Here is an 11,778-nt window from a genome sequence, read left to right as displayed (position 1 = left end):
GTCACGCACCGAGCAGCTGGTGCGCCCGCAGACCGACGTACAGTTCGGCGGCGTCGATGGGGTCGGAGAAGTCGCGTCCCGTGAGGGTGTGGATTCTGCGCAGCCGGTACAGGACGGTGTTGCGGTGGTAGTGCAGTTGGGTGGCCGCCGCGGTGGTGGATCCGCGACAGGAGAACCAGGCGTCGAGAGTGGCGAGCAGGCTCTCCTGTTCCTCGGCGGGCAGCGCCAGCACCGGTCCGAGGATCTGGTTCGACGCCAGCTTGCCGGCGTCGGGAACGCTGACCAGCAGCAGCGACACCGGCACCGACTCGTAACGGGTGGGGGTGCATCCGCCGTGTCCGGCGCAGCGACGCGCGATCCGTGCCTGCTCGACGGCCCGGCTCGTCCCGCCGGGACGTCCGAACACCGAGCTGACCCCGATCCGTCCGTGCCCGGTGCGGCCGAGGAGGTCCAACGCGGAATCGAGTACGTCGGCGGTGGCGGCCCACAGCAGTCCGATCCGGCCGTCGACCTCCGTGTCCCACACCGAGTCGACACCCACACCGCGGAGGTCCGACTGCACGACGTCCGCGGCGGACGGCGAGGCCGCCGCTTCGACGGACACGACGAGGAACGTGCTGTTCTCCGGAATCCGGAACGTGCGGAGCGCGTCGGCGGCACCGGCCGGGTTGGCCGCGTGGTCACCGAACAGGGTTCTGATCAGCCGGCCCCGCGACTCGGCGTCCTCGCGGGCGCGCAGGTCGGCGGTCTCCCGGTATGCCTCCGCTGCGCTGTCCGAATAGACGTCGACGAGCGCCCACACCTGGGCGGCCATGTCGAGCAGCGCGTTGGTGGCGCGGCCCTCCGAGCGATCCATCAGTTCGTCCCAGATCAGGCGGCCGCCGAGCCGGAACGCGTGGAGTAGCGCCGCGAGCGGCACACCCTGTTCGGCCTTCAACTGTCCGGCCGCGCGCGCCGCCTCGAGCCGGATCGGCGCACTGCCCGCGAGGTTGCCCAGCATCGCCGTCAGATTGTCGACGCACGCCGCGTACAACTGCTCTGGAGTGAGGAGGGTCGCCTCCACATAGCCGTGCTCGGCCGACAGGATGCGCGAGACGAGTCGCTCGGACAGCTGGTCCACCGACTCCAGCATCGATCCGAGAAGATCGGTGGGCGACGGCGCGACATCCGAGCTGACAGTCATCCGGCAAGACTATCCACCGGACGTGGTCCGCGCCATACCCTTTTTGTGCGACGGCATAGCCCGCATGTTCACATTGACAGCCGCTGCCTATGGCGCGACGCCCGGAACTGGGACGAGAATCAGTGTTCTACGCCACAGTAGTTTTTCGTTTCTGCGGCGCGGTCCTTCATGTACTCGACTCGAGCGGAGCTGTCCACAGTGAGCACTTCAGAACCCGAGGCCACCTCCCCCACCCCCGGCGCGGGCTCCCCACATCCGGAGGTCGACGCCGCCCTCGCCGACCTCGCCGAGGGCGAGAAGACCTGGGCCGACCTCTCCCTCGCCGATCGCAGGAAACTCCTCGACAAAGTGCACGACCTCACGGTGCAGCACGCCGCCGACTGGGTGGACGCCGCGGTCGCGATCAAAGGACTGGACCCCAAGTCGCCGCTGGTCGGCGAGGAATGGATGTCCGGACCGTACCCGCTGGCCACGGGCACCGCGGCGCTGTCGGCGAGCCTGGCGAAACTCGAATCCGGGACCAGCCCGCTGGACGGCGCCACGTTCGGCACCGCCCCCGGCGGCCGCACCACCGTCAAAGCGCTGCCCCTGAACATCTTCGACAAGCTGCTGCTCAGCGGATTCAGCGCGGACGTGTGGCTGCAGCCGGGAATCGATCGTGCGACGGCACAGCGCGACGCCGGCCTCGCCCAGCGCGACCCGTCGCGGACTCAGGGCATCGGCGTGGTCCTGGGCGCCGGCAACATCACCTCGATCGCCCCGCTCGACACCCTGTACGAACTGATCGCGCACAATCGCGTCGTCGCACTCAAGCTCAACCCCATCACCGACCGCCTGCTGCCCGTGCTGACGCGTGTCCTCGAACCGCTCATCTCCATCGGCGCGGTCCGGTTGCTGACCGGCGGTGCGGAGGTCGGGACTTATCTGGTGCACCACGACCTCGTCGACCACGTGCACATGACGGGCAGCGCGCTCACCCACGACGCGATCGTGTTCGGCACCGGCGAGGAGGGTGCACGGCGCAAGGCTGCGAACGAGCCCATCCTCGGCAAGGCCATCTCCAGCGAACTCGGCGGTGTGTCCCCCACCATCGTGCTGCCCGGTGAGTGGAGCCGCGCCGACATCAAATTTCAGGCCGAACACATTGCGACGCAACGACTCCACAACGGCGGCTACAACTGCGTCGCGGCGCAGGCCGTGGTCGTGTCGTCCGAGTGGAAGCAGCGCGACGAGTTCGTGGCCGCCCTGAAAGAGGCCCTCGACACGGCACCGGACCGCGCCGCGTACTACCCCGGCAGCGACTCCCGGGTCGCCGGCGCCACCGCGTCGTTCCCCACCGCCGCACGCCTGGGCGAGAACGGTGGACGCGTCCTCGTCACCGATCTCGAGCCCGGCGCCTACGCCCCGCTCCTGCAGACCGAGTACTTCGCTCCGGTGCTCGGCGTGATCGACCTACCCCACGGAGGCGCCGAGTTCGCGGCACACGCCGCCGACCTCGTGAACGAGGACTTCATCGGCACCCTCGGAGTCAACATCGTCGCCGCACCGCAGACCATCCGCGAGCTGGGCACGGAGTTCGACTCACTGCTCGAGAGCCTCCGCTACGGGACCATCGCCGTGAACGCATGGACCGGCGTCGGGTACCTCACCGCCACCGCGACCTGGGGAGCCTTCCCCGGCCACACCCTCGACGACGTCCAGAGCGGCATCGGCGTGGTGCACAACGCCCTCCTCATCGACCGGCCGGAGCGCACCGTCGTCCGGGGCCCGTTCCGCCCGTCGCCGCGGTCGATCCTGAACCGTGAGATGTCCATCTCGCCCAAGCCCCCGTGGTTCGTCACCAACCGAACCGCCGCCACGACCGGCCGATTGCTGACAGGATTTGCCGGTGCACCCTCATGGACCCGGCTGCCGGCGATCTTCGCGTCCGCGCTGCGTGGATGAGGCTGCATGTCCTCGATCCCTCACCCTCGTCGAAGTGGAGATGAACGATGAATCAGGAACTGTCTGTGGCCGACTACGTGATCGTGGGGTCGGGTTCGGCAGGTGCCGTGCTGGCCGACCGGCTCAGCGCCGACTCCGGCAGCGAGGTCGTGGTCCTCGAGGCCGGCGGTGAGGACAAGGACAAGTTCGCGCACATCCCCGCCGCATTCTCGAAACTGTTTCGCAGTGAGTTGGATTGGGACTACCTGACCGAGCCGCAACCCGGGCTCGGCGGACGGACGATCTACTGGCCGCGCGGCAAGATGCTCGGCGGCTCGTCGTCGATGAACGCGATGATGTGGGTGCGCGGGTTCGCCGCCGACTACGACGAGTGGGCCGAACTCAGCGACGACTCCTGGTCGTTCAAGGAAGTGGTCAAGTACTTCCGCCGCATCGAGGACGTGCAGGACGCGTCGGACGCCGACAGCGGAACCGGCGGACCGATCGTCGTCTCGCACCAGCGGAGCCCCCGCGCTCTCACCGGGTCGTTCCTCGCGGCGGCCGAGGAGACCGGCTACCCCGTCGAACAGGCGAACACCGCTCGGCCCGAGGGCTTCTCACAGACCATGGTCACGCAGAAGCGGGGCGCCCGGTGGAGTACCGCCGACGCCTACCTCCGGCCGGCGCTGAAACGGAAGAATCTGACCGTCCTCACCGGCGCCCAGGCCACCCGGGTGCTGTTCGAGGGCACCGCGGCCGTCGGCGTCGAGTACGAGAAGGACGGGGTGCGACGCACCGTCCGCGCCGCGAAGGAAGTGATCCTCGCCGGCGGGGCGATCAACTCCCCGCAACTCCTCATGCTGTCGGGCATCGGCGACGAGGCGCAGTTGCGTGAGCACGGAATCGCGGTGCAGCAGCACCTACCGGAGGTCGGGAAGAATCTGCTCGATCACCTGGTGTCGTTCCTCGGCTACAGCGTCGACTCGGACTCGCTGTTCGCCGCCGAGAAGATCCCCGAGCTGCTCAACTACCTGACTCGTCGCCGCGGCATGCTCACGTCGAATGTGGCCGAGGCATACGGCTTCACGCGCAGTCGGGACGATCTGGCACTGCCCGACCTCGAGATCATCTTCGGGCCCGCGCCGTTCTTCGACGAGGGCCTCATTCCGGCAACCGGTCACGCTGCGGTGATCGGCACCATCCTCGTGAAACCCGAAAGCCGAGGCGAGATCTCGCTGCGGTCGGACGATCCGCTCGCCAAGCCGATCATCGATCCCCGCTACCTCAGCGACAGCGGCGGAGTCGACCGGCAGGCGATGCTCGAAGGACTGCGCCTGTGCGATGCCCTCGCATCGGCCCCGGCACTGAAGTCGCGGCTCGGCAACATGATTCGCCCGGCGGTCACGCCGAGCACGCCACTCGACGAGATCCTCGCCCGGGCACTGCAGGAGAATGCCCACACCCTGTACCACCCGGTCGGGACATGTCGCATGGGCAGCGACGACGCGAGTGTCGTCACGCCCGACCTGCGGGTCCGCGGGGTCGACAAACTGCGCGTCGCCGATGCGTCGATCATGCCCGCCATCATCCGCGGGCACACCCACGCACCCTCCGTCCTCATCGGTGAGCGGGCGTCGGATCTGATCCGCAACTCGTAGGGCGCTTCGCGCCCCGTGCGTGGTTTGCGAGTGCAGAGACTCGTTAACCACGCACGGGCGGCGGAGCCGCCTCAGTACCGGCGCGCCGCGTAGAACGGCATCGAATCGAGGGGCGCCTGCTTCACGGGCTGCCCGGCGGTGGGCGCGTGGACGACCGTGCCGTTCCCGGCGTAGAGCCCGACGTGGTTCGCCCCGTTGAACAGGACGAGATCACCCGGCTGCAGGCTCCCCTTGTCGACGGGCGAGCCACCGTTCACCTGGTCGTAGGTGGTGCGGGGTACCGAGATGCCCGCCTGCTTGTACGCCCACTGCACCAGACCCGAGCAATCGAAGGCATTCGGCCCGGTGGCGCCCCAAACGTACGGCGATCCGATCTTCGATTCGGCGGCCGCGAGAGCCTGCGCACCGTGGGTGGACGGCAACGCCGGCGGGGCAGGCAGGGGTCCCGGCAGGGGTCCCGGGAGGGGCGCTGGGTTCGGAGCCGGAGCCGGAGCCGGGGGCACTGGCGGCACGCCTGGTACCTCGAACGTCCCAATCCCTGGGATCGTGATCGGCTCCGCTGCAGCGGGAGCAACGGGAAGCAGAAACGCTCCCACTCCCACACCGGCGGCGATCAGAAGACCGCCGGTCGAAAACTGCAGACGATTGCCCCGACGCAATCTATGCTTGGCCATTGAGCTGAGTCCTTCAATTCATGAGGTTCCGGCGACATCAGTGCCGCTCGGACGAGACGTTAGATAACATCCCGGTCACGGACTCAGCAGACAACGGCCGAATGGCCCATACACATACCTGTTTTCGCAATCCAGGTATATAACGATCAGATCTCGAACCGACCGGTCCGTCATGAAACCCCAGAAACAGGTATGCCTTCAGGCAATTCGGCCCGTTACCGAAGGCATGCGCGTCGTCCACGCTGTTGGGCGTGTCACTGATCCAGAACTCAGAACCCGAGATCTTCGGGGTACCCGCAGGTGCGGACGCCGCGACCCTCACCGTCGTGGGGCGCGGCTCACCCGTCGTCTTCCTGCACGGATGGGGGCTCACCCCGCGGGTGTACGGCCGCAGCCTGTCGATGCTCGCCCAGCACGGGCACCGCGTCCTCACTCCGACACTCCCCGGCTTCGGCGGAACTCCCGACCATCCGCCCGAAGCGCGGACCTTCGCCGGTTACGCGGCCTGGCTGGGACGGTTCCTGGACGAGGCGGGAATCAGCGAACCGATCACACTGATCGGCCACTCCTTCGGCGGGGGCGTCGCCATTCAGGCTGCCCACGACCTTCCGGAGCGGGTCGCGCGCCTGGTGCTCGTCAACTCCGTGGGCGGTGGCGCCTGGTCGTCCGACGGCTGGGGAATACGGCCCATCGGCGAGAGGCCGCTGTGGGACTGGGGCGCGTCGGCCCTGGGTGAGGCACTGTCGATCCGGACCATCGCCCACACGGCGGCGTCGCTCGTCAACGGCTTCCTGCCCAACACGCTGCGGGATCCGGGTGCGGTCTGGCGCACCGCACACCTGGCCAGGCGAGCGGACCTGCGCCACGAACTCGGCGTCCTCGCCGACCGGGGCCTACCGGTGTCCCTCGTCTGGGGTCGCGGGGACCGGACGATTCCGCTCGCCAGCTTCGAGTCGATGCGGAAGGCACTCCGCAATCCGCCCGTCCTCACCGTGACGGGCGGCCACGGCTGGCTGATTCACGACCCCACCACGTTCGCCGATACCCTCCGCCGGGCACTCCGCAGCCCGTGAGCGGTTGACGAGTCCAGAGACTCGCTAACCGCGCACGGGCGGCGAAGCCGCCTACGCGTACGGGTTGTACTCGTTCGTGAAGAGGTCCTCCGCCGCCGCGCCCCCGGGTTTCAGCACCCCCAACCGCACGCCCTGGTCGATCCAGATCTGGAACTCCCCAGGGGCGATCACTCCCCCGGGCGCGGGCACGCCGGCACTCTTCCACTGCCGGACGAACTCCGTGGACTCGTTCCGCCCACGCCCCTCAACGATCTTCACGAACCGGTCGACCACCTCCTCCTTCGGGACCGTCTGCGTCCATCGCACGGCACGCGCGACACCCTGCACGAAGTCGCGGGTCGCCTCCTCGTTCTTCGCGATGAAGTCGTTCCGGAACACCACCGACCCGATCCCCAACGGTCCGGTGAGATCGACATCCGTGAACAGCGGCGTCAACCCGCCCCGGCCGAGCGCGGCATCCTTCACGATCCCGCCGAGATTCCCCACGTCGATCTGTCCCGACCGCAGTGCCTGTTCCGTGTTGTTCGGGGGCACGACGGTCAGCTCGACCTGGTTGATCTCGTCGTCGGTCAGTCCGGCACGAAACAGCCATTCCTTGATGACGTACTCGTGGTAGGCGCCGAGGGTGTTGATCCCCACCTTCTTGCCGATCAGATCACGGGCCGTCCGGATGGGGCTGCCCTCGAGGACGTAGTAGCCGTTGAAGCTGTCGGCCTCGGTGTCGCCGTCCGAACCGTACACCGACACGACCCCGGTCAGCGGCGCCCCGGCGTCGACGAGTTTCGCGATGGCGCCGTTGAACGCGGACCCGAAATCGGTGTCTCCGGTGGCCGCCGACTGAATGCTCTGCGGTCCACTCGTCGTGTCGCCCAGCCACTCCAGCTGCACCTTCTCGAAGTAGCCGAGGTCCTCCGCGAGTTCCGGGAAGGTGACACTGGCCGGGCTGCCCTCGTACCGCAGCACCGTCTTGCCGTCCGCCGTGGTGCCCCCGCCGAACGCCGACCCACCACATGCGGCCACCACCAGCGCCACGGCGGTGCCCAACACCGCCGCAACGATCGATCTGTTGCCGCGCAACCCGATCGGCAACTCAGCCCTCATGTCGTCTCCCGTGGCTCAGTCGGCGCCGTGGAACGCGCTGCCGACCACCGACCGCGACGGCTGACCGTCGACGCCGACCGGAACATCACCTTCGACGGTGGTGCGGTAGAGAACCCGAACGACGTCGAGGTGGTCGAGATCCGCCGGCGCGAGGTGCGCGGTGATGCGGTTGTCCCACACCCCGATGCTGTTGTTCTGCCAGCGAACCCGGACGGTGTAGGCCGGGTTCGTGACCTCCTCGAACAGCAGGTCGAGAATCCGGTCGCTCTGCGCCGGGGAGACACCGAGGATCCGGCTCGTGAAACCGGGGGTGACGAAGAGCCCGCGCTCACCGGTTTCGGGATGCACCCGGACCACCGGATGCTCCGTCACGATCGGCTTGGTGGTGACGTTCTGCTCGGCATCACTGCCCGCCTCCCATCGCTTCTGCCGTCCCCCGAAGCGGTGCTCGGCGCGCAGGCCGTCCACGAACGTCTTCAACGATTCCGGCAGGTTGGCATACGCCGCAGCGAGATTGGTCCAGGCGGTGTCGCCCCCGACGTCCGGCACCAGCTCCGATCGGAGGAAGGTGATCGCCGGCGGGTTCACCAGCGCCGAGACGTCGGTGTGCCAGAAGTTCGCATAGCTGTATTTGCGGGCACCGCCGCGGGCCGCGTACTTGCGGCTGTCCACCTCCAGGATTTCCGGGTAGCCCTCGGGGGCGTTGTAGTCGTACGGGTGGGCGGGTGTCACCTTGCCGAAGTGTCGGGAGAACCGGATCTGCGCCGCGTGGTCGAGAGGCTGGTCGCGGAAGAACAGCACCTTGTGGTCGAGCAATGCCTGCCGCAGTCGTGCGGCGGCGGCCTCGTCCAGGTCACCCGCAAGATCCACACCGCTGACCTCCGCGCCGATATAGCCGGCGATGGGAGCGATCCGGAGCTCGGTGACGACACCGGGACGGTCGTCGATAACTGTCATTTCTGTTGTCTCCTTGGTTCTGTGAGTGGCTGACGAGTCCAGAGACTCGCTAACCGCGCACGGGCGGCGAAGCCGCCTACTTCTCGCCGCGGAACGCCGCACCGGCGATGGACGTGGACTCCTTGCCGTCGGGGCCGACGGGAACGTCGCCCTCGAGGGTGGTGCGGTACAGGACTCGGGTGACGTCGAGGTGGTCGAGGTCGGTGGGCGCGAGGTGGGCGGTGGCACGGTTGTCCCAGAACGCGAGGCTGCCCGGCGCCCAGCGGAACCGCGCCGTGTAGGCGGGATTCGTCACCTCGGCGAACAGCAGGTCCAGCAGGCGGTCGCTCTGCGACGGCGAGACCCCGACGATCCGGCTGGTGAAACCGGGCGTGACGAACAGTGCCCGCTCCCCCGTCACCGGGTGCACACGGACCACCGGGTGTTCGGTGACGAGCGGGTTCTCCCGCGTCTTCTGGGCGTAGCTGCTGTCCTCGGCCCACTGCGGGTGCCGTCCGCCGAACCGGTGCTCGGCGCGGAGACCGTCGACGAGGTTCTTCAACGAGTCCGGCAGACCCTCGTACGCTGCGACGAGGTTCGTCCACTGGGTGTCGCCGCCCTGCTCCGGGACGATGTGGGCGCGCAGGATCGTGCCGGCAGGCGGGTTGATCAACGCGGTGACATCGGTGTGCCACTTGTTGTCGTAGCTGTACTTCTTGCGCCCGAAGCGCTTCTCGTACTTGCGGCTGTCGACGGCGAGGATCTGCGGGAAACCTTCGGGGGCTTCGTCGTCGTACGGGTGCGACGGTGTCACGTCACCGAACTTCCGCGAGAACGCGATCTGTTCGGCGTGCCCGATCTCCTGGTCGCGGAAGAACAGGACCTTGTAGCGGTGCAGGGCGTCGCGTACCTGCGCTACCTCGTTGTCGGCCAGCTCTTTCCGGAGGTCGATTCCGGAGATCTCGGCGCCGATGTGCCCGGCGACGGGACGGACCTCCAGCGCGGTGTCGGCGGTCTGATCCGAGTCGGCGGGCGCGGCGGTGGTGAGTGTCATGCGTACTCCTGGTTTCGGGCTGAATCGATACGTCGCGATCATCATCGAATTCCGAACCACGGTGCTACAACGGTATTTTCACAATGCGAAAAAGGTTCACCCTGAGTTTTTCCCTACCGGAACGCGGGAAATGCGGTTCCGGCCCGCGCGCCGATCCGCGCCGCGGCGCCGCGCATCGGCGGCACTATCTCCCGCACCAGTTCGTCGGTGAGTCGCCGGCGCAGCGCCTGGACCCCCAATGCGCCGCGGGACCGTCCCTCGGGGTCGAGAACGGGAACCGCGACGGCGAGGATGTCCCGGTTCTCCGAGGAGAAGGCCGCGGCGTACCCCAGCCGCCGGACCCGTTCGAGGTCGGAGGACGCCGTCACCGAACTGCTTCGCCGTGCGGACGCCGTGCCGAACGCCAGGATCGCCATCCCCATCGCGCTGCTCTGCAGCGGTTGGCGTGCCCCGGGCAGCTGATGCGTGCAGAACCGTTCGGGTGGGCGCGCCGAGAAGACGGTGACCGCGACGTCGTCCCTCGCGACCCCGAGACTGGCCGTCAGCTTCACCCGCGCGGCGAGCGAATACAGGTGCGGGGCGAACGATTCCGCGTCGAGACGCCCCAGCGACGGCACGGCGAGGGAGATCAGGCTCGGCCCCACCCGATAGCAGTCGGTCCGCTCGTCACGCTCGAGTAATCCGCCGCGGACGAGGGCCTGCACGATGCGATACGCGGTGCTGACGGCCAACCCGGTGCGGGCGGCGAGCGCGCTGACGGTCAGGTCGGTGGCCCCCTCGAAGCAGGCGAGTACCGCGATCGCCCGTTCCACCGCCTGCGAGCCCGACCGCGGTGACGTCACGAGCCCCTCCTTACCGTCTGAACGAACTCAGGCCGAGCGTGCGGCGCCGTACTCGGGCAGCGGCACCGCGAAGCGCTCACGCAGGGTCTTCTCCGCGTATACGTGACGGAAGAGCCCCCGCTTGCGGAGCAGGGGCACCACTTCGTCGACGAAGGTGTCGAGTCCGGACGGCAACGCGTCGGGCATCAGGTTGAATCCGTCGGCCGCCTCGGCACGGAACCACGCCTCGATGGTGTCGGCCACCTGATCCGGTGTGCCGATCACGGCGCGGTGCCCGCCACCGCCGTCCAACTCGCGAAGAAGCTGGGCCACGGTCAGATTCCGCTCGCGCGCCAGCCCGACCACTGATTCGCGGAACCCGAGGGAACCCGCGAACGTCGACGGGTCGGGCGGCCCGTCCAGCAGCGACGCCGGGATCGGCTGGTCTAGGTCGAGTTCCGCGAGCGGGACTCCGAGGGTCAGACTCAGCCGGTCCCAGCCGAACTTCGCCGGGACGTGGGCGCGGAGCTGTTCGTGTCGCGCGACGGCCTCCGCTTCGGTCGAGCCGATGACCGTGATCAGCCCGGGCAGGATCTTCACGTCGTCGGGGTTGCGGCCGGCCGCCCGCGCCACGTCCTTGACGTGCTTGTAGTGTCTGCGCCCGGCGTCGAGCGTCAGCTCCGCGGAGAAGACGCCGTGTGCGGTGCGGCCGGCGAGGTCACGCCCGGCGGGTGACCCGCCCGCCTGGATGAGCGGCGGCTGCCCCTGCTCCGACGGCGGCACCTGCAGCACGCCGTCGACGTCGAAGAATTCGCTGTGATGAGACACCGGGACACCGCTCCGGGCGCTCTCCCACAGCGCGGTCACCACACCGACGAACGCCTCGGCACGGCGATAGCGGTAGTCGCGGTCCGGAATCTGGTCGAATCCGAAATTGGCTGCGGCCGTCGGCGAATACGTGGTGACCACGTTCCACGCCACCCGGCCGCCGCTCAGGTAGTCGAGGGACAGGAAGCGTTCGGCGAGATCGCGCGGGTCGTTGAACGTGGTGGAGGCGGTCCCGATCAGGCCCAGGTTCTCGGTGGCCGTCGCCACGGCCGCCAGGATCACCGACGGTTCCAGCGCCCGGGTCGGCTTCACCCGGGGGTTCTCCCAGAAGCCGGGACCGTCGGCGAGGAAGAACGCGTCGAGGGTGCCACGCTCGGCGATCTGCGCGATCCTGGTGAAGTGATCGAGGTCGACGAACGAGTGCGCGTGCACGTCGTCGAGCGTCCACGCTCCGGGGGCGATTCCCACGTCGAGGACGTTCACGTTGAGCACCAGTTGGCGTCGGGATCTACTCACGGCAGTGCCTT

At 68.3% G+C, this 11,778-nt stretch carries 10 protein-coding genes; 3 read left to right on the top strand and 7 right to left on the bottom strand.

The features are described 5' to 3' along the window. Window position 1: 1 nt before the first annotated feature. The gene (locus JVH1_RS28705) at window positions 2-1,183 is read right to left on the bottom strand and encodes a CdaR family transcriptional regulator (protein ID WP_009474419.1); all 1,182 of its coding nucleotides are present in this window, start codon (window positions 1,181-1,183) and stop codon (window positions 2-4) included. Between the two features lie 198 nt (window positions 1,184-1,381). Between JVH1_RS28705 and JVH1_RS28700 the strand changes: the two genes are divergently transcribed. Then, entirely contained in the window at window positions 1,382-3,127 is a 1,746-nt protein-coding gene (locus JVH1_RS28700; RefSeq protein ID WP_009474421.1) for an aldehyde dehydrogenase family protein, read from the top strand. 47 nt (window positions 3,128-3,174) lie between these two features. Continuing rightward, window positions 3,175-4,764, top strand: a complete 1,590-nt coding sequence (locus JVH1_RS28695) for a GMC family oxidoreductase (protein WP_009474422.1) — start codon at window positions 3,175-3,177, stop codon at window positions 4,762-4,764. A gap of 71 nt (window positions 4,765-4,835) precedes the next feature. On the opposite strand, the gene JVH1_RS28690 is transcribed toward JVH1_RS28695, so the two are convergent. Continuing rightward, on the bottom strand, window positions 4,836-5,438 hold the full coding sequence (locus tag JVH1_RS28690) for a C40 family peptidase (protein WP_043778610.1): 603 nt from the start codon (window positions 5,436-5,438) through the stop codon (window positions 4,836-4,838). 245 nt (window positions 5,439-5,683) lie between these two features. On the opposite strand from JVH1_RS28690, the gene JVH1_RS28685 reads away from it, so the two are divergent. Then, the gene (locus JVH1_RS28685) at window positions 5,684-6,511 is read left to right on the top strand and encodes an alpha/beta fold hydrolase (protein ID WP_192817824.1); all 828 of its coding nucleotides are present in this window, start codon (window positions 5,684-5,686) and stop codon (window positions 6,509-6,511) included. A 51-nt stretch (window positions 6,512-6,562) separates the two neighbouring features. Here JVH1_RS28685 and JVH1_RS28680 read toward each other — a convergent pair whose 3' ends face one another. The 5 genes from JVH1_RS28680 to JVH1_RS28660 all read right to left on the bottom strand — a co-directional run bounded on the left by JVH1_RS28680 (window position 6,563) and on the right by JVH1_RS28660 (window position 11,767). After that, entirely contained in the window at window positions 6,563-7,612 is a 1,050-nt protein-coding gene (locus tag JVH1_RS28680) for an ABC transporter substrate-binding protein (protein WP_009474425.1), read from the bottom strand. A 15-nt stretch (window positions 7,613-7,627) separates the two neighbouring features. Beyond that, window positions 7,628-8,569 (bottom strand): TauD/TfdA family dioxygenase, encoded by a 942-nt coding sequence (locus JVH1_RS28675; RefSeq protein WP_009474426.1) that lies wholly within the window; start codon window positions 8,567-8,569, stop codon window positions 7,628-7,630. A gap of 76 nt (window positions 8,570-8,645) precedes the next feature. After that, window positions 8,646-9,602, bottom strand: coding sequence for a TauD/TfdA family dioxygenase (locus JVH1_RS28670; protein WP_043778612.1), 957 nt, complete (start codon window positions 9,600-9,602; stop codon window positions 8,646-8,648). A gap of 113 nt (window positions 9,603-9,715) precedes the next feature. Then, window positions 9,716-10,444 (bottom strand): IclR family transcriptional regulator, encoded by a 729-nt coding sequence (locus tag JVH1_RS28665; protein ID WP_009474428.1) that lies wholly within the window; start codon window positions 10,442-10,444, stop codon window positions 9,716-9,718. A 27-nt stretch (window positions 10,445-10,471) separates the two neighbouring features. Next, window positions 10,472-11,767 (bottom strand): LLM class flavin-dependent oxidoreductase, encoded by a 1,296-nt coding sequence (locus tag JVH1_RS28660; RefSeq protein WP_009474429.1) that lies wholly within the window; start codon window positions 11,765-11,767, stop codon window positions 10,472-10,474. Window positions 11,768-11,778 lie beyond the last annotated feature (11 nt).

Source organism: Rhodococcus sp. JVH1 (assembly GCF_000280725.2).
Taxonomy (GTDB): domain Bacteria; phylum Actinomycetota; class Actinomycetes; order Mycobacteriales; family Mycobacteriaceae; genus Rhodococcus_F; species Rhodococcus_F jostii_A.
Note: the sequence above shows the minus strand (reverse complement) of the source record. Positions and strands in the feature narration are given on the sequence as shown.

Excerpts from the sequence above, each read along its gene's own strand:
- JVH1_RS28675 (WP_009474426.1), bottom strand. The coding sequence starts at position 8,569 with ATGACAGTTATCGACGACCGTCCCGGTGTCGTCACCGAGCTCCGGATC.
- JVH1_RS28670 (WP_043778612.1), bottom strand. The coding sequence starts at position 9,602 with ATGACACTCACCACCGCCGCGCCCGCCGACTCGGATCAGACCGCCGAC.
- JVH1_RS28705 (WP_009474419.1), bottom strand. The coding sequence starts at position 1,183 with ATGACTGTCAGCTCGGATGTCGCGCCGTCGCCCACCGATCTTCTCGGA.
- JVH1_RS28695 (WP_009474422.1), top strand. The coding sequence starts at position 3,175 with ATGAATCAGGAACTGTCTGTGGCCGACTACGTGATCGTGGGGTCGGGT.
- JVH1_RS28680 (WP_009474425.1), bottom strand. The coding sequence starts at position 7,612 with ATGAGGGCTGAGTTGCCGATCGGGTTGCGCGGCAACAGATCGATCGTT.
- JVH1_RS28690 (WP_043778610.1), bottom strand. The coding sequence starts at position 5,438 with ATGGCCAAGCATAGATTGCGTCGGGGCAATCGTCTGCAGTTTTCGACC.